The sequence below is a fragment of the Mucilaginibacter ginsenosidivorans genome (assembly GCF_007971025.1).
Classification (GTDB): Bacteria; Bacteroidota; Bacteroidia; order Sphingobacteriales; family Sphingobacteriaceae; genus Mucilaginibacter; species Mucilaginibacter ginsenosidivorans.
Genome location: NZ_CP042436.1, coordinates 4,977,598 through 4,996,340, shown reverse-complemented (window position 1 = coordinate 4,996,340; position 18,743 = coordinate 4,977,598). Strand labels below are relative to the sequence as shown.

Annotated in this window: 14 protein-coding genes; 12 read left to right on the top strand and 2 right to left on the bottom strand. The window is 48.0% G+C overall.

Going from position 1 to position 18,743, the window contains the following annotated elements; genetic code table 11:
- The first annotated feature begins 11 nt into the window (after positions 1–11).
- Genes mreC through rodA form a run of 4 tightly spaced genes read left to right on the top strand, consistent with a single transcriptional unit; the run spans position 12 to position 4,623 of the window.
- Positions 12–845, top strand: coding sequence for a rod shape-determining protein MreC (mreC, locus tag FRZ54_RS22745; RefSeq protein WP_147034099.1), 834 nt, complete (start codon positions 12–14; stop codon positions 843–845).
- Positions 838–1,356 carry a rod shape-determining protein MreD gene (locus FRZ54_RS22740; protein WP_147034098.1) on the top strand — a complete coding sequence of 173 codons (519 nt, stop codon included), beginning with the start codon at positions 838–840 and terminating at the stop codon, positions 1,354–1,356. The genes mreC and FRZ54_RS22740 overlap by 8 nt, the downstream gene beginning before the upstream one ends.
- The gene (mrdA, locus tag FRZ54_RS22735; RefSeq protein ID WP_147034097.1) at positions 1,353–3,362 is read left to right on the top strand and encodes a penicillin-binding protein 2; all 2,010 of its coding nucleotides are present in this window, start codon (positions 1,353–1,355) and stop codon (positions 3,360–3,362) included. The genes FRZ54_RS22740 and mrdA overlap by 4 nt, the downstream gene beginning before the upstream one ends.
- The gene (rodA, locus tag FRZ54_RS22730) at positions 3,352–4,623 is read left to right on the top strand and encodes a rod shape-determining protein RodA (protein ID WP_147034096.1); all 1,272 of its coding nucleotides are present in this window, start codon (positions 3,352–3,354) and stop codon (positions 4,621–4,623) included. Before mrdA ends, rodA begins: the two co-directional genes overlap by 11 nt.
- Positions 4,624–4,704: 81 nt before the next feature.
- Here the strand turns inward: rodA and FRZ54_RS22725 are convergent, their stop codons facing one another.
- On the bottom strand, positions 4,705–5,709 hold the full coding sequence (locus FRZ54_RS22725; RefSeq protein WP_147034095.1) for a hypothetical protein: 1,005 nt from the start codon (positions 5,707–5,709) through the stop codon (positions 4,705–4,707).
- 72 nt (positions 5,710–5,781) lie between these two features.
- On the opposite strand from FRZ54_RS22725, the gene FRZ54_RS22720 reads away from it, so the two are divergent.
- The 3 genes from FRZ54_RS22720 to FRZ54_RS22710 all read left to right on the top strand — a co-directional run bounded on the left by FRZ54_RS22720 (position 5,782) and on the right by FRZ54_RS22710 (position 8,901).
- The gene (locus tag FRZ54_RS22720) at positions 5,782–6,360 is read left to right on the top strand and encodes a thymidine kinase (protein WP_147034572.1); all 579 of its coding nucleotides are present in this window, start codon (positions 5,782–5,784) and stop codon (positions 6,358–6,360) included.
- Between the two features lie 107 nt (positions 6,361–6,467).
- Positions 6,468–8,372, top strand: a complete 1,905-nt coding sequence (locus FRZ54_RS22715; RefSeq protein ID WP_147034094.1) for an alpha-amylase family glycosyl hydrolase — start codon at positions 6,468–6,470, stop codon at positions 8,370–8,372.
- A 184-nt stretch (positions 8,373–8,556) separates the two neighbouring features.
- Complete coding sequence (locus FRZ54_RS22710; RefSeq protein WP_147034093.1) at positions 8,557–8,901, top strand: hypothetical protein; 345 nt, start codon at positions 8,557–8,559, stop codon at positions 8,899–8,901.
- A gap of 40 nt (positions 8,902–8,941) precedes the next feature.
- Here FRZ54_RS22710 and FRZ54_RS22705 read toward each other — a convergent pair whose 3' ends face one another.
- Complete coding sequence (locus FRZ54_RS22705; protein WP_147034092.1) at positions 8,942–9,322, bottom strand: RNA recognition motif domain-containing protein; 381 nt, start codon at positions 9,320–9,322, stop codon at positions 8,942–8,944.
- A 338-nt stretch (positions 9,323–9,660) separates the two neighbouring features.
- Here FRZ54_RS22705 and FRZ54_RS22700 point away from each other — a divergent pair, with 338 nt between their 5' ends.
- From FRZ54_RS22700 to FRZ54_RS22680, 5 genes are all read left to right on the top strand, one after another.
- A complete protein-coding gene (locus FRZ54_RS22700) occupies positions 9,661–12,138 on the top strand; it encodes a TonB-dependent receptor domain-containing protein (RefSeq protein ID WP_187359700.1) in 2,478 nt (825 codons plus the stop codon).
- A gap of 421 nt (positions 12,139–12,559) precedes the next feature.
- Positions 12,560–13,636, top strand: a complete 1,077-nt coding sequence (gene rhaT, locus FRZ54_RS22695; protein ID WP_147034090.1) for an L-rhamnose/proton symporter RhaT — start codon at positions 12,560–12,562, stop codon at positions 13,634–13,636.
- 199 nt (positions 13,637–13,835) lie between these two features.
- A complete protein-coding gene (locus FRZ54_RS22690) occupies positions 13,836–15,941 on the top strand; it encodes a bifunctional aldolase/short-chain dehydrogenase (RefSeq protein WP_147034089.1) in 2,106 nt (701 codons plus the stop codon).
- Between the two features lie 35 nt (positions 15,942–15,976).
- Entirely contained in the window at positions 15,977–17,251 is a 1,275-nt protein-coding gene (locus FRZ54_RS22685) for a TIM barrel protein (protein WP_147034088.1), read from the top strand.
- A 9-nt stretch (positions 17,252–17,260) separates the two neighbouring features.
- Positions 17,261–18,619, top strand: a complete 1,359-nt coding sequence (locus FRZ54_RS22680; protein WP_317131598.1) for an FGGY-family carbohydrate kinase — start codon at positions 17,261–17,263, stop codon at positions 18,617–18,619.
- Positions 18,620–18,743: the final 124 nt, after the last annotated feature.

Below are 18,743 nucleotides of genomic sequence, written 5' to 3'. Positions count from 1 at the left end.
TTGATAGCACAATGCGTAACCTCCTGATTTTTATCACCAAGTACAACGCATTCTTTTTATTCCTCATTTTCGAGATCATCTCGCTTGTCATTTATATCAAATACAATTCGTTTCAAAAGGCCACTTTTATCAATTCTACGTCGCAGGTAACGGGCGCTTTATATACCCAGGTTAACGGCGTTCAGGACTACCTGTCGCTGAAGGAAGTAAACGACAGCCTTGCCCGCGAGAATGCCCGGCTCCGTACCCAGCTTAAAACTGCATTTTATACCGACACGGTTGCAAAGCATAAGGTGGACGACACTGTTTTTAAACAGCAGTACACCTATATCGAGGCTAAAGTGATCAATAACTCTACCAACCGGAGCAACAATTACCTCACAATCAACCGGGGAAGCCGCCAGGGCGTGGCTAAAGGCATGGGAGTTATATGCAGCTCGGGTCTGGTAGGCAAGGTTGTTTTTGTGGGCGAACACCTGTCGGTAGTACAATCGATGCTGCATAAGGACTCGCGCTTCAGCGCCATGCTGGCGAAGGATAAAGAGATCGGGTATGTGGAATGGAGCGACGACATGGACCCCCACAAAGGCATTCTGAAAGACGTGTCCAACAACGCTCAACCAAAAATAGGCGAAGCAGTATTAACATCTCAATATTCGCTGTTCCCGGCAGGTATCATGATCGGAAAAGTCACCAACCTGCATAGCAGGGCTGGCGGGTACACCCTCAATATGGAATTAGCGCTTTCGGTTGATTACAGCCGGCTGCATTATGTAAACGTGGTGGTAAATAAATACGCAGAAGAACAAGCGGGACTGGAGGCGCAGGAAAAGAAAGATGAGTAGAACGATCTTCATTAACCTTGTAAGGTTCATTGTGCTGGTTTTTCTGCAGGTTTTCCTGCTGAAGAATGTTACCCTATACAACCTTTCGACGCCCTACCTGTACATCCTGTTCATTTTGCTGCTGCCGTTTGAGACACCGAATATTTTACTGTTCGCGCTTTCGTTCATTATCGGCATCACTATCGATGCCTTTTACGATACACCCGGCCTGCATGCGGCATCGTGCGTGCTGTTGGCATTTGTACGGATATTATTTATCAGCATTACCGTTCAGAAGGACGGTTTTGACAACGAGCCCGAACCAACGCTGAGCAACATGGGTATCCGCTGGTTTTTTACATACGCTTTGATATTAACCTTATTTCATCACTTTTTCCTTTTCAACCTCGAAGTTTTTCGCCTTTCAGAAATACCTTACACACTTAGCCGGTTTGTTTTGAGTTCGATATTTACCGTATTTTTGATGCTGTTAACGGGGTTTTTATTTTTCAGAAGGAAAGAGCGTAAATGAACAAGTTTTTCGGGCGGCGATACATCATTTCCGGGATTTTTATTGTACTGATACTCACACTGCTCGGCCGCCTGTTTTACCTCCAGATCATCGACGACCGGTACTTGCTGTACGCCCAGGGCAACGTTTTGCGCCGCATTTACGTGAACCCTGCGCGTGGCCCGATACTTGACCGTAACGGTAAGATACTGGTGCAGAACCAGGCCTTTTACGATATTATGGTAACGCCCAGCCAGGTAAAGCCATTTGATACAGCCGAATTTTGCAAGCTGCTTGACATTGACACGGCCGAGTTCAACAAACGATTTGCCAAAGCTGTAAAATACTCGCGCAACCAGCAGTCGGTATTTGATAAACAGCTAACACCTGAAGATTTTGCCGCTGTCCAGGAAAGGCTTTCAGAGTTTCCCGGATTTAACTTTTCGCCCCGCTATTTGCGTACTTATCCCGACTCTACAGCGGCGCAGTTCCTGGGTTTCATCGGTGAGGTACACGATAACGACATAAAAAAATCGGGCGGATACTATCATCCCGGCGACTTTATTGGCGTTACCGGAGTGGAGCGCTCGTACGAAAAGGTGCTGCGTGGAAAACGCGGTGTGCAAAACCTGATGTACGATTCACATAACCGGGCAAAAGGTATCTACGCCGGCGGCGCTTATGATACGGCGGCAGTTGCAGGTGAGCGCCTGACATCGTCGCTGGACATACGAATACAGAAGCTGGGCGAGCAGCTGATGGAAAACAAGGTGGGCAGTATTGTGGCAATCGAACCCTCGACGGGCGAGATATTATGCTATGTAAGCAGCCCCACCTATGACCCTAACCTGATGGTGGGGCACGACCGGGGTAACAATGCAGCCGAACTTTATAAAGACCCTTACAAGCCATTTTTTATCCGCCCGATACAGGCGGCTTATCCCCCGGGTTCGTCGTTTAAGCCTATAGATGCCCTGATTGCAGAACAGGAGGGGCTGATAACACCTCAAACTACATATTTTTGCCCAGGATATTATGTATCGGGTAACCGGCATATCAAATGTTATCATAGCGAAGCACATGGAACCGTGAATCTGGCTAGAGCCGTAGCCGAATCATGCAACGGTTATTTTTTTATGGTGTTTGAAAAACTGGTAAACCGCTATGGCTGGAAAAACACAGATTCTACTTTCAATATTTGGAGGAATAATGTAAGCAAGTTTGGGCTTGGGGGGAGGCTGGACCTGGATATGCCCAGCGAAGCGAGAGGAAATTTGCCAAAAGCATCCTATTATGACAAAATATACCGTAAAGGCGGGTGGCGGTCTAGTACGGTTATCTCATTGGGAATAGGACAGGGTGAATTATTGGCGACACCGTTACAACTGGCCAATATTGAGTGTACGATTGCAAATCATGGATTTTACTATCGGCCGCACCTGATTAAAGGCATTGGCGACAAAAACATTATAAAGGCCGAATACACGCAAAAAAATTATGTAGGGATCGATTCACAATATTTTGAGCCGGTTATTGATGGCATGCAAGCTGTAGTTGAGAACGGCACAGCAGCCGCATCGAAAATACCGGGTATTGTTATGTGTGGCAAAACGGGTACGGCGGATAATAGTCACGGCGAGGCCCACTCGGTTTTTGTCGCATTTGCGCCGCGCGACAATCCCAAAATCGCGATAGCAGTTATCGTTGAGAACTCGGGTCAGGGTGCCAGCTGGGCGGCGCCGATCGCCAGCTTTATCGTCGAAAAATACTTGAGGGACAGTATTTCCACACGACCTTCGGGTCTTACCCCACAGTATTTTATGGATGCAAACCGTCTGCCGGATTTGAGTACTTATGAACAAAAGCTCAAATCAAAGCCAGTGCCCAAGGATACCCTGAATAAGTTGGGAATCGATACATCAGACAGGAAAAGAACGATAAAAGATACGTTGCCCGGGAAGGAGAAAAAAGGGTCGCGGCCGCATGCTGTTGCAGCACTGCCAAAAAAGGAGGAAGATGAACACTAACCAGCAGCGCAGCTTTTTTTTTAATGTGGATTGGCTGATGGTTTTCCTTTACCTCGCCCTGTGTGCCATTGGCCTGGTCAATATCCATTCGGCAGTATTCGATGATAAGCATCCGGGCTTTTTCGATCTCAGTACCGATTATGGCAAGCAACTGATCTACATTATTATTGGTATTACCGTTGGCATTGTCATTTTATTGCTCGAAAGCCGGTTCTTTAGCGCATTGTCGCCATTCTTTTATGGCGTTACGGTGCTGCTGCTGATGCTGGTACTGGTCGTCGGGCGTAACGTGGGCGGTAACCAGGCGTGGATTTCATTGGGAGGTGGTTTCAGGCTGCAACCCTCCGAATTTGCCAAACTGACCACCTGTTTGCTGCTGGCAAGGTATTTAAGCGGCACTAATATTAAGGTGACGGACACCAAATCGTTCCTGGTGGCGGGCGCCATTATCGGTTTCCCCATGGTGCTTATTATGCTGCAGCCCGATGCGGGGTCCACGCTGGTTTTCAGTTCATTGATATTCGTTCTATACAGGGAGGGGCTTTCACCTTATTTCCTGATACTTGAGGGATTGTTCATAGCACTCTTTGTGCTGACATTGAAATTGAACAACACCATGCTGCTCTCGGGCATACTGGTGGGTATAGCGGCATTGGTCATCCTGGTTACCCGCCGGAACCGGAAGCTGATGAAAGTTATAGCCATTGGCGCTGGTATATGTATTGCCTTTGTCTTTAGCGTTAATTTTCTGTACACTAAAGTTTTGAAACCGCATCAGAAAGTGCGTATCGATATTGTGCTTGGTATAACCAGCGACCCAAAGGGAAAAGGGTACAATGTCAATCAATCCAAAATTGCCATCGGTTCCGGAAAAATGTGGGGCCGCGGTTATATGAAAGGCACGCAAACCAAATATTCCTTTGTGCCGGAGCAGGGCACCGACTTTATCTTTTGCACCGTAGGCGAGGAATGGGGCTTTGCCGGCTCTATTGTGGTATTGGGCCTTTATCTTTTTATGGTACTGCGCATTATCCGCATGGCCGAACGGCAGCGGTCGCCGTTTTCGAGGATATATGCTTACGGGGTGGCTTCTGTTATCTTTTTCCATGTCATCATCAACATTGGTATGACCATTGGGATAGTGCCTTCCATCGGGATTCCGTTGCCGCTTATCAGCTATGGCGGCTCTTCGTTGCTAAGTTTTACCGTGATGCTGTTCATCCTCATCAAACTGGATTCGAACAGGATGGGAATAATTTGATGAGTGGCAGTAGCAGTTTAAAGTTGCAGTAAACCTTCACTAACTATTAAGCCTAAGTGCCACTGCTACTGCAACTGCCGCTTAAGAATACCTTCTCTTCAGCAACGCATAAAATTTCTCAACGGTACTCTCTTTAGCGTCCCAGTTGTTCTTGGTAGCGTAATTAGTTTTCAGGAAATCTTCCGCTTCCGCAAAAGTAGAGAATCTGTTTAACAGGTCGATCGCTTCGCTGTAAGCCAGGTTATAGCCGTTAAACAGGTCTTTAATATAAAGCAGCTTATCGTTCAGGTTGATGGCCTGTTTCAGATCGGTGATGGCCGGGGCATGCAGTTGTTCGGCCACCTTTGCTGTTTTATTCAGCTGGGCCGATATCATTTGGTTGATGGTCAATGGCTCTTCGGTAGCAGTGTCAGTTTTAACCTCAACCGGGGCCTTTGCCATTTGCAATTCAACGGATGGTGCCGGTTTGGGTGTTTCGGTTATCGGTGCTTCTTTCGCCAGTTCCGGCTGCTTTACAGGTTCGGGTTCTTTCACCGGCTCTTCTATAATCTCAGGTTGTTTTATGGGTGATGCTGATACCGGCTCTTCTTCAATTTCTGCTGTCTCATCAATCTCAAAACCAGTATCGTCTTCATCTTCCCACACCTCCGACTCGTCCAGCACCAATTCATGTTTGATCACTTCCGGTTCGGGCCGGATGTAAGAAAAATCGTCATCGGCACCGTTGGCCGACAGGTCGATATGTGGCGCGGGGCTGTCATCAACCTGGCTTGTTGTTTCAACTGGGGCTGGCTCATCGGCAGTTTCAGGTTCGGGCACCGATTTGGCCTGCTGAACTACAGGTTCGAAAAATTTCTCATCCGTTTTGGGCGTTTCTTCCTTAACAGGCACGGGTGGAGTAACTGTATTCTGCATGTTAAGTTTGCGGAGTACCGAGGAGTGGTCGGCGAGGAAATGCGCATTGGCGACGAACAGTTCAAGTTCGAGGTCGTTCAACTGGTTATCGGCGCTTTCCAGGTATTCATACTGGTCGTTTAATTCCTTTAATATGGTGCCTATCTTTTTAAAAACTTCCTGTTGCTTCATGGCAGTGTATCGAAAATCCTTATCAAAAGTAGGATTAAATTATGATATTTGCCCGCTATAAATGAGTTGAGCATGCTGTACACCGAGGATGTTTTTAGGCGAAGAAGTGAACTGGGCGGCAGCATCGAGGTTATTTGCGGGTCGATGTTCTCGGGGAAGACCGAGGAGCTGATACGTCGCCTGCGTCGCGCGCAAATAGCCCGGCTGTCGGTAGAAATATTTAAACCGCGCACTGATACCCGCTTTGACGAAACGGCTGTAGTATCGCATAACGCCAATTACATCCAGTCGACCCCGGTTGAAAATTCTTCATCCATTTTACTGCTTGGCAGCGACGTGCAGGTGGTGGGTATTGACGAGGCCCAGTTTTTTGACGATGAGTTGCCGAATGTTTGCAATATACTGGCAAACAGGGGTGTGCGTGTGATTGTGGCGGGCCTCGACATGGATTTCAAAGGAAAGCCTTTTGGCCCTATGCCACAACTGATGACTATCGCTGAGTCGGTGACTAAAGTACATGCCGTGTGCGTTCGCTGCGGTAACCCTGCCCTTTATTCCTACCGCCTCGTAGCCGATGAGGCAACAGTTTTGTTAGGCGAAAAGGAAAGCTACGAGCCCCGCTGCCGTGCTTGTTATAACCTTCCGGCGTAGTTTTATGCCATTCAAATCCTTTGGGAATAATTTTATTTCGCGGCTTTTTGCCATTTAATCAAAAAATCACTTTAAATTTAGAAGCCAATTTTATAGACACGCAAAAGATGAAATTCAGAAATTTATACCTGTTACTGATTGTTGTACTGCTAATCGGTGGTACTTCATGCAAGAAGACGCCTAAAAACGACAACGGCTCCGGGAACGTTACCGGAAACAAGGATGGCGTAGATCCGCCTGCCGGTTCAAAGGACGGCGTAACCTTTATCAACGCGGGCAAATCGGTAATATTCAACCTGTATGCCCCCAAGAAAAAGAATGTTTCAGTAATAGGCGAGTTTAACGGCTGGTCGCCAACAGCTATGAAAAATTCCAAAGACGGCAACCGTTGGTGGGTGCAGGTGGATAATCTTGATCCCTCCAAAGAATACGCTTACCAATATGTGATTGACGGCTCCATCAAAGTTGCTGACCCGTACACTGAAAAGGTGCTCGACCCGGATAATGATAAAAACATACCTACAACGGTGTATCCAAACCTGAAAGCTTACCCTGCGGGGGAAACGGGTATTGTAAGTACTTTCTGGTATAGCCAACCAACTTATAGCTGGACCACCACATCGTTCACCCGCCCCGACCCTAAGAACCTGGTGATCTATGAGTTGCTGGTTCGCGATTTTGTAGCTACGCACGATTACAAGACTATAAAAGACACGCTCAGCTATTTCAAAAATCTCGGCGTGAACGCTATCGAATTGATGCCGGTGAATGAGTTTGAGGGGAACGATTCGTGGGGATATAACCCTAATTTCTATTTTGCACCGGATAAATATTACGGCACCAAAAACGACCTGAAGGCCCTGATAGATGCCTGCCACAGCAAAGGCATAGCCGTGATACAGGATATCGTGCTGAATCACTCTTTTGGTTCGTCGCCTATGGTGCAGATGTACTGGAACGGTACCGCGCCATCGTCCACCAACCCCTGGTATAACACCAACCCCACTCACCCATACAATGTGGGTTTCCAGTTTAACCATGAAAGCGCCGCTACAAAAACTTTTGTCAAAAACGTGCTTAAATGGTGGGTACAGGAATACCATGTAGACGGGTTCCGGTTCGACCTGGCTAAGGGTTTTACCCAATTTAACAGCGGCAGCGATGTAAACCTTTGGGGACAGTATGATGCGAGCCGTGTTGCCATCTGGAAGGATTACAACAGCTATATGCTTAGTCTCGATCCTAAGCTTTACGTGATACTTGAAGATTTTGCCAGTCCGCAGGAAGAGTCGGAACTGGCTAATCAAGGTATGATGACCTGGCAAAACCTTTCGGGCCCGGCCGAGCAGGCGCTGATGAGCTATAACGATGCTGGCGGTTCGTGGGATTTTTCGGGTATCTTTTACGACCAGATGGGCTTTACCAATCCTTATGCGCTGGTAACTTATTTTGAGAGCCATGATGAGGAGCGCCTGCAATATAAAAACGGCATGTATGGCAACTCGAACGGCAGCTACAGTATCAAAGACTTAGCCACCGGTCTTAAGCGGGATGAAATGGGTGCGGCCTTTATGTTCTCATCGCCTGGGCCCAAGATGCTTTGGGAATTTGGCGAACGTGGTTACGATTTTAGCATCAATGACTTCGGCGGCCGCCTCAGCGACAAACCCCCGCACTGGGAATATATGGCCGATGCCAACCGCCATCAGCTGTATGCCACCTATGCCAAAATGATCAAATGGAAAATAAACAATGCCGTGTTTACCACCACTAATTTTCATTATGGACTAGGCAGCACGGTAAAATATATCCAGCTAATAGGAACCGATAACAATGTGGAAGTGGTAGGTAATTTTGGCGTCACCAGCCAGACCGCCAATGTGCCTTTCCCGGCGGTGGGTACCTATATTGACAACTTTACCGGCGGAACAATTAATGTGACTGCCTTGCCCATGTCTATGACGCTGGCGCCAGGCGAGTATCACCTGTATAGCACAACGGCGCTGCATTAGGGGTTTAAAGCATAAAGCTGAAAGACTAAAACGAGCGAAGTCCGGCTTTCAGCTTTGGTCTTTCTGCTTTCCGCTTCATCCGGCAAAGCCGGATGTGGATAACTGCCTGAACGTTAGTAACTTTTTGTAAACTATTCGGGGTGTTTGTAGTCTTAGTAGTAAATGTTCATTAAGACTAAACATCATGAGAGATCAGATCACTGATATATCGGAAGAATTTCCGCTGTTTAAGCAATTGCGCGAACAGGACAAAAAGCCGGTGTCTTACCCAGACCCGGCTTTTTGGCTTTTTATATATCCTGCTGCCGGCGAGCATCATAACATCCTTATACCCGGTTCGCGCCTGTTGTGCCCCTGGGCCATGGCTGCCGAGTACGGCGACGATAAAACATCACCTGAACGAAAACAGAACCTGCTTGAAGCGCTAAAAACCGGCCTTAAAACCTTGAGGGAATATCACCTGCCGGCCTGCCGTATTCTTTTTGCGGAGGATAATTCAACGAGGCAGATAACCGTTTGGGTGAATTAGAGGGGATGAGTTGAGCGGGACGGGAACGTCCTCGGTCGGTTTACATCGGCCTTCTCGGGCGTTTTTTCTTTAAGGGTTCGCCGGGTTTTGGAAGCTCTCTGAACACGCGTGGCGAAAACCGTTCGGCTGGGGCCGCAGTGCGGGGTGCAGGAGCAGCCGGGGCTGCAGGAGCTTCAGGCTCATCCTCACGAATATTGATGGTGAGCTTGCGGTCGCCCATTGGTTCACCATTTAGCGCGGCGATGGCATTTTCTGCCGAGGCCATGTCGGCCATTTCGATAAAACCGTAGCCTTTGCATACCCGCGTCTTTTTATCCCTCACCAGCTTTATCGTCTTGACATCGCCATGCAGGCTGAACATTTTTACCAGTTCTATTTCGTCCATATTCAGCGGGAACCCGCTGACAAATAGTTTTACCATGAGCGTAGATTACTCTGCTAAAGTAAAGCAAAAGTTTGTAATGCGGTAATTTTTGATAAATACAGGTGTTTTCACTGTGGCGCACAGCCGGAACGGGTTGACCAGGCGGGAATAAGCCAACTTGGTTTGCAGTGCCGGAACCCCGATGTGTAACCATGCCGGCCGGAAATTGCCCTGCCAACCGAAGATACCCCATCGATTAAAAACGGGGCTCGGTCGGCAAAATGCTCCCGAATGTCTAATAGATAATTTTCAGTGACTTTAATTGCATTGCTTTGTGTGTATAAATAACACAATGACACATGAAGCAAATTCTTACCCTCATATTACTAACAGTTATGACACTAACAGTTAGGGCCCAGTTTCCGGCAGGCGGTGGCCCAAACAGGCCCGGCGGCTCGTCGGTTGTAGGCAGGATAACGGGAACGGTGATCGATTCCATCTCAAAAAAACCTATTGATTATGCAACTATCGCCTTGTATGCTGAAAATGTAAAAGCGCCTATAAACGGCGTTATTACCGACGAAAAAGGAAATTTTAAATTTGAGAATGTGCAGGCAGGAACTTACAAAGTTACCGTCAGCTTCCTGGGCTATCCTTCAAAAACTATCAATTCGGTAATCACAACGCCAGGCAAACCCGACAGGAACTTAGGCGACATATTTTTGGCGCCAAGTCAGCGGAGTTTAAACGAGGTAACGGTAGTGGGACAGGCTGGTCTTGTCGAAAATAAGATAGACAAACTGGTTTATAATGTCGAGAAGGATATCACCGCATCGGGTGGTACGGCCAGCGATGTATTGGGCAAGGTGCCTATGGTATCGGTAGATATCAACGGCAATGTATCGGTAAGGGGCGACCAGAATGTGCGCTTGCTGATCAACGGAAAGCAAACCGGTTCATCGGCTGCAAACCTGGCCGACGTTTTGAAGTCTATCCCAGCCGACCAGATCAAGAATATCGAAGTGATCACCTCGCCGTCGGCCAAGTACGATGCAGAGGGTTCCGCCGGTATCATCAACATCGTTACCAAGCAAAAAAATGTTTCGGGTATCAGCGGCTCCATCAACGGCGGTGTGGGCACACGGCAAAATAACGGCAACATGAACCTGAACTATAACAAGGGCCGGTTCCACGCTTCGGCAAACCTGGGGTCGTTTTTAAGCTGGCCAGCAACCAGTACATCCGATTTTGAACAGCATATCCAGAACGATACCATCAACACAACCACATCAACCAAAGGCACAAGCCGGGTGGCACGTCATGGTATTTTCAGCTCGGCCAGCGCCGGTTACGATTTTAACGCGTACAATAGCATCAATACCACCTTCAGGCTGATGCATTTTAGCTTTACAACCAACGGTAGTTCAAATACCGATTCGGCCGTGCCATATTCCTTTACATCCGACGGTAAAAACTCGTTCAGCAATTTCGACTGGAACATGGACTATACGCACAAATTTGACGAGAAGGGGCACGAATTGGTTTTTTCAACCCAATGGAGCCGCGGATCAGGGGTGAACAATTATGCCAATACCTACACGGCGGCATTCTCCGACCTTACAAATAACATCAACAGCATCAATAACGAGTACACGTTCCAGTTGGATTACAGCCTGCCGGTTAGCAAGGTATTAAAAGTTGAGGCGGGTGGTAAAACCATCATCAGGCGCATCAACAGCGTTTCGGACTATTACGATTTTAACCAGGACCCGTCGAACCTCACGTTCGACCCTGTTCTGTCCAATATCTATAAATATAACCAGGATGTGTATGCGGGTTACACCGTGCTTACCTTTACCCTGCCGGATAAATGGGCCATTTTGGCGGGTATACGCGACGAGAATACCAATATTCACGGCGACCCGGTAAACGCCTCACAGAACCTGTCGCCTTTCGATCAGAGCTACAATACCTTTATCCCGAGCCTGACGCTGCAAAAACAATTGGGTGGTAATAATACCCTGAAAGTGATCTATTCGAAACGTATTGCCAGGCCGAGCCTGCAGTTCCTGAACCCGTTTATCAATACAAGCTCGCCGCAGAGCCAATCGGTGGGCAACCCCGAGCTTAACCCGGAAACGTCCAACACGTACGAGCTGGATTATAACGCTTTCTTCGGCACATCGTCGCTCAATACCAGTATTTATTACCGGCATACCACCGGCCTGATAGAAGGCATTGCGACCCCGATCTCGGTAATTGTGGACGGCACACCCGAAGGCGGTACGCTTACCCGTTTTCAGAATGTGGGGGTTAATAACTCCATTGGAGGCAGCTTGTTCGGCAGCGTTACGCCGTTCAAAATATTTACCATAACCGGCAATGTTAACATGTACACCTATAAACCCGACCCAACAGGAGAGTTTAGCACCGACAAAACACAAAACGGCACTTATATAATGTATAACGGGTTTTTGCGTGGTACGCTTACCCTGCCCAACAACTACCTGGCCGAAATGTTCGGCTTTGGCGGCTCGTCGCGCCGCACCATACAGGGTACCAACCCGGCGTTTGCCATGTACGGCATAGGTGTGCGCAAGCAACTGATGCAAAAGAAAATGTCGGTGGGCATCAATGTGGTGCAGCCCTTTGCTAACGACAAACATTTCGATAGCAAGATCAGCAGTCCCGGCTTTACGCAAACCAGCACCAATGTAGTGCCGTTCCGTTCGTTCGGCGTTACGTTTAGCTACAGCTTTGGCAAGATGACGTTTAGCCAGCCGCGCAAACAAGGCATCCAGAACGATGACCTGAAACAAGGCGACTCGAACCAGCAGCAGGGAGCCGGCGGCGCAGGTGGCGGCAACAGGTAATAATAGCCCGACGATACTCAATAATAACTAAACTAACCGTCCGTGGTGCATAAGCCCGGGCGGTTTTTTTGTTTGTCTGAACTATGATTTTTGTGATGGAATGAGGGCTATGATTCCAACGTATTGCCCGAAATCGTCATTGAGAACTTGTCCGGCAGGCAGGCGAGTAGTTACGACGAAGCAAAGCGACCGTCATTGCGAGGAGGAACGACGAAGCAATCTCCGAACTATGCTGGTCAGCGGACCAGGATTATTTAAAGGAACGAAAGCATTCGACTTTTACCATCCTCCCAACAATTCAACAATAAAACAATTTAACAATAAAACAATCCAGGAGTCCCCCGCCAACAAATCCGGCATCGGACACCCGATATTCGAAATCTTCCGTTAAATTGCGGTATCAATTTATAACCCATTTTTCATGCAGGCATTATTCGGAGTAATTTTTCACTTCATCGGCGGCTTTGCGTCGGGCAGTTTTTATATACCGTACAAAAAGGTGCGCAACTGGGCCTGGGAAAGCTTCTGGATAGTTGGCGGGCTCTTTTCATGGCTCATAGTCCCGTTCATAGCGGCGTGGCTTACGGTGCCGGGCTTTATGGATATTATCCGCCATGCAAGTGGCAGCGTGCGGTTCTATACTTATTTGTTTGGGGTGTTATGGGGTATCGGCGGGCTCACTTACGGGCTGGGTGTACGGTATTTGGGGGTGTCGCTGGGTAGTACCATTATACTGGGGCTATGTTCCATCTTCGGCGCGCTGATACCGTCGTTCTATTATGATTTTTACCCAAAGCAGGGTAAGGACAGCTTCAGCATGATGCTGCACAGTCATTGGGGGCAAATGGTGCTGCTGGGTGTACTGGTGTGTGTACTGGGCATTGTAATATGCGGCAAAGCGGGCACCATGAAGGAACGCGAGCTATCAAAAGGTGATGTAAAGAGCCATAACGCGGAGTATAAGTTTGGGCTGGGGTTGTTTGTATCGATAATTAGCGGTGTGCTGAGCGCCTGTTTTGCTTTCGGTATTGATGCCGGCAAGGATATGGCGAACGTAGCCAACGAGGTCTGGAAGAGTACTCACGCCGGGCAGGGCGAGTTTTTATTCCAGAATAATGTGACCTATATTGTGATATTGCTGGGGGGCCTCACCACAAATTTTATCTGGTGTATGGTGCTTAACGCGCGCAACCGTACCTTTGGTAACTATACCGACGGAAAAACGCCACTGGCGGCCAATTACCTGTTTTCGGCACTGGCGGGTACCACGTGGTTTATGCAGTTCTTTTTCTATGGCATGGGCGAAAGCAGGCTGGGCAACGGCGCCAGCAGTTGGATATTACACATGGCGTTCATTATCCTGACGGCCAACCTTTGGGGACTTGTGCTGAAAGAATGGAAAGGCGTAAGCCGCAAGGCCATGATGACCGTGATTGCCGGGATAGCCACCATTATGCTTTCGGTGCTGATTGTGGGGTATGGGAACTCCATAAAGTGAGCTGAAAGCTGAGAGACCAAAGCAGAAAGCTAAAAGAGGGTAAAGCTGAAAGAGCATAAGCCGAAAGACTAAGGCGAAAAGCTAAATGAAAAATGAAACTAACTAATGATAATAAATGATATGAAAGCTTAGAAGTTTAAAGGACAAGCCAAATAGCTTTGGACTTTATGCTTTCAGCTTTCAGCTAAAAATAACACCTATGAAATTCAAGCATGTAAGTTACCTCTGGGATGATGCGAAAGCGGCTGAGCTGGCCGGCGACGAGGTTGCTTTGTTAATATACCGGTCGAACCTGTTAGGGGCCGATCTGCGGCTGACGAATTATGGCGGCGGCAATACCTCGTGCAAAGTTATGAGTCCAGACCCGCTGACTGGTAAGGACGTAGAAGTGATGTGGATCAAAGGCTCGGGCGGCGACCTGGGCACGCTGAAAAAAAGCGGCCTGGCGGCTTTGTATGAAGATAAACTGCTTAGCCTGAAGAATATTTACCGCGGTATTGAGCACGAGGATGAAATGGTGGGCCTTTTCAATCACTGCATTTACGACCTCGACTCGAAGGCGCCGTCGATAGATACACCACTGCACGGATTTTTACCCTTTAAGCATATCGACCACCTGCACCCCGATGCAGCCATAGCCATTGCGGCGGCAAAGGATGGGAAACGTATAACGCAGGAGTTATTCGGAGGCAAAATAGGCTGGGTAGAATGGCAGCGCCCGGGTTTCGACCTGGGGTTGAAATTGAAACAGTGTTTGGATGATAATCCCGGCATCAGGGGAATTATGCTGGGCTCGCATGGACTATTTACCTGGGGCGATACGGCCTACGAAAGCTATGTAAATACGCTGGAAGTAATCGAGAAATGCGCTGAATATTTAGAAGCCAACTATGGCAAAACCCGGCCGGTTTTCGGCGGACATAAAATACAGAGCCTTGATGAAGCCGGGCGAAAAAACCAAGCTGCCGCCATTGCCCCGGTACTGCGCGGGTTTTGCTCGAGCCAGCGGCACATGATCGGTCATTTTACGGATGATGCGCGTGTACTGGAATTTATCAATTCGAACGACCTTGACCGCCTTGCGCCGATGGGTACCAGCTGCCCCGACCACTTTTTGAGGACAAAGATAAGTCCGCTGGTGTTGGAGCTTAAAGCAGATGACGATCTAAGCGATACCAAAGCACTGAAAGAAAAACTTGCGCCAGCATTTGAGGCCTACCGTAAAATGTATACGGAGTACTATGATAAGTGCAAACACCCGAATAGTCCGGCGATAAGGGACACCAACCCGGTGATCATTTTATATCCCGGCGTTGGTTTATTCTCGTTTTCAAAGGACAAACAAACGGCGCGCGTGGCAGCAGAATTCTATACCAATGCCATTAACGTGATGAAGGGTGCCGAAGCTATTTCGGAATATACATCGCTGCCGCGGCAGGAGGCCTTTGATATTGAATACTGGTTATTGGAAGAAGCCAAATTACAACGCATGCCGAAGCCCAAGGCTTTATCGGGCAGGATAGCCCTGGTAACGGGCAGTGCGGGAGGTATTGGCAAAGCTATCTCCAAAAAATTCGCCGAAGAAGGGGCGGTGGTTATCCTGAATGATATGAATGCCGAACGCCTGCAGGGAGCCGGTGAGGAGTTTAAGAGTAAATTCGGAAAGGATGCTTATACAACCGCGTTGTTGGATGTAACCAGAGCAGAGCAGATAAAGCAGGCTTTTGAAACGGCTGCGCTGGAATTTGGTGGGGTGGATATCGTGGTGAACAATGCAGGCTTATCTATCTCGAAGTCTATCGCCGATCATACTGAAAAAGATTGGGACCTGCTGTACGATGTGCTGGTGAAGGGCCAGTTTATGGTGACGCAGGCTGCAGTCGCTGTGATGAAAAAGCAGGACATTGGCGGTGATGTGATCAATATTGTCAGCAAAAACGCATTGGTATCCGGACCGAACAATGCAGGCTATGGCAGCGCCAAAGCAGCACAATTGCACTTAAGCAGGCTGAATGCAGCCGAACTGGGCGGAGATAAGATACGGGTAAACGCGGTGAACCCTGATGCGGTGATCAGCGACAGCAATATCTGGGCGGGCGGCTGGGCCGAGGGCAGGGCCAAAGCTTACGGTATTACGGTAGAAGAGCTGCCTGCCTATTATGCCAAACGTACATTACTGAACGAGGTGATTCTACCGGATGATATAGCTAACGCTTGTTTCGCGTTGGTAGGTGGTTTGCTGAATAAATCAACGGGTAATGTGCTGAACGTGGATGGTGGTTTGGCAACGGCGTTTGTAAGGTAGTTTTTTATTTACCGTGACCAATATAAATCAATAGTATGCAATTAGACAGATCGGTTATTGATGGGCATAACCAGCAGCGTATAAAAGAGCATCAGCGTAAATTTGAATTTGTATCGGCTGATGTGGCCAACCTTGACGAAGTGTTGCAAAAGCTGACAGCGTTCAACATAGCTATACCAAGCTGGGCCCTTGGAACGGGCGGCACGCGTTTTGGCCGTTTTAGCGGCGGTGGCGAGCCGCGCAATCTGGAGGAAAAGATAGAAGATGTGGGCCTGCTGCATGCGTTAAACCGTTCAAGCGGGGCTATATCCTTACATATTCCCTGGGATATTCCGAAAGACTATAAGGCTACAAGAGAACTTGCGGCACAATATGGTATCCAGTTCGATGCAGTAAATTCCAATACTTTCCAGGATCAGCCGGGGCAGGCGCTGAGTTACAAATTTGGCTCGCTACATCATGTCGACCCGAAAGTGAGAAAGCAGGCTGTTGAGCATAATATTGAAGTCATAAGACACGGGGTCGAATTAGGCTCGAAGGCGTTGACGGTTTGGCTTGCGGATGGATCGAGTTTTCCAGGTCAGCTTAACTTTAGAAAAGCCTTTCAGCGAACGCTCGAAAGCTTGCAGGAAATATACCAGGCCTTACATGCCGACTGGAAAATGCTGATCGAATACAAGGCTTTCGAACCAAGTTTTTATTCCACTACCATTGGCGACTGGGGGCAATCGTTTACGCTGGCCAATAAATTGGGGCCAAAGGCCTATACTTTGGTCGACCTGGGACATCATTTGGCCAACGCCAATATCGAGCAGATCGTAAGCCTGCTGCTGATGGAAGGTAAACTGGGCGGTTTCCACTTTAATGATTCCAAATATGCGGATGATGACCTGACCGCTGGTAGCATCAAACCTTACCAGCTGTTCCTGATATTTAACGAATTGGTTGAAGGCATGGACGCGCGCGGGATGGATCATGCCACGGGTTTGGGATGGATGATAGATGCTTCCCATAATTTGAAAGACCCGCTGGAGGACCTGATGCAATCGGTTGAGGCCATCAAGATTGCTTATGCGCAGGCGCTGATCGTCGACCGGGATGCTTTGAACACGGCACAGGAACAGAATGACGTAACCCAATGCCAGGAAATATTGCAGCAGGCGTTCCGTACCGATGTACGGCCCTTGGTAGCGCAGGCAAGAATGACAGCAGGCGGTGCACTGGATCCAGTTCAACTATTCAGGGAAGCAGGGATAAGAAAAACGCTTATCGGCAGTAGAGGGGAAAAGACAGTGGCCACGGGTTTGTAAATCATCAGCGTGAGACCCGTCATCGCTATATTCGACATCGGCAAAACCAACAAAAAGCTTTTCCTTTTTGATGAGGATTATCATATTGTTTATGAGCGGTCGGTGCGGCTTGCTGAAATAACCGACGAAGATGGTTTTCCATGCGAGAACGTACATGAGCTTGGAAAATTGGTGCTTGTAGAGTTTAAGGAAGCATCGGAGCAAAAAGAATTCGATATAAAAGCAGTCAATTTCTCGGGTTACGGCGCAAGTTTGGTTTATGTTGATGAAAAAGGTAAGCCACTCGCTCCGCTTTACAATTATTTAAAGCCTTATCCTGAAAAACTACAGGAAGAACTTTACTCGAAATATGGCGGACAGGAGCAGTTTTGCATTGATACTGCTTCGCCGGCGTTGGGCAGCCTGAACTCGGGCCTGCAATTGTACCGCATTAAAAAAGAACAGCCTGAATTATTCGGTAAGATCAAATACGCTTTGCATTTGCCTCAGTATATCAGCTCACTTATTTCCGGGCAATTTGTAAATGACATTACTGGTATCGGTTGCCACACCGCGATGTGGGATTTCAAAAAGAACGACTACCACCAATGGATAAAGCAGGAGGGGCTGACATCGAAATTCCCGCCGATTATATCAGCTGAAAGTGTCTTTGAAAACCATGGTTATAAAGTTGGAAGCGGTCTCCACGACAGTTCAGCGGCGTTGATACCGTACCTGGTAAGCATCAAAGAGCCATTTGTGCTGCTTTCTACAGGTACCTGGTCTATCAGCCTAAATCCGTTCGACCATTCAGAACTGACCGCTGATGAATTAAATAAAGACTGTCTTTGTTACTTGCAATACACCTGCAAGCCTGTAAAAGCATCGCGCCTGTTTGCCGGGCACGAGCACGAGGAACAGGTAAAGCGGATAGCTGCGCATTTCAATCGAAGTGCCGGTGAGTTTAATACGTTATCATTTAATAATGGATTGATCCCGAGACTTCAGCAAAATTTTAAGCAAGACCTGAACCCGGTAGATTTTACCCGCTCCTCTGGCTTTGAACAGTGGGATTTGACCATGTTCGGCAATCATAACGAAGCTTATCACCAATTAATGCTCGACCTGGTTAGGCAACAGCGTTACTCCACACAATTGGTTTTGAAGGACACTAGGGTGAAAAGGTTATTTGTGGATGGCGGTTTTAGTCATAACGAAATTTATATGAACCTGCTGGCGCGGGAATTCCCAAAAATGGAAGTGTGCGCAGCCTCAGTGGCGCAGGCATCAGCTATTGGTGCGGCACTGGTTATTCACTCCTTATGGAACCAAAAATCCATTCCCGGCGATATTATCGGCCTCAAAAGCTATTCAAACGGAAGCCATTAAACGACTCAATCCTTAAATTATTCGTATATTTTCTCGGGTTGATTTGTTTTTAAACATTTGGTATTGAGGTATTTAATGATAATGCATAGGTGATTTTCTTTATAAAATCTCCAAAGCCATAGCC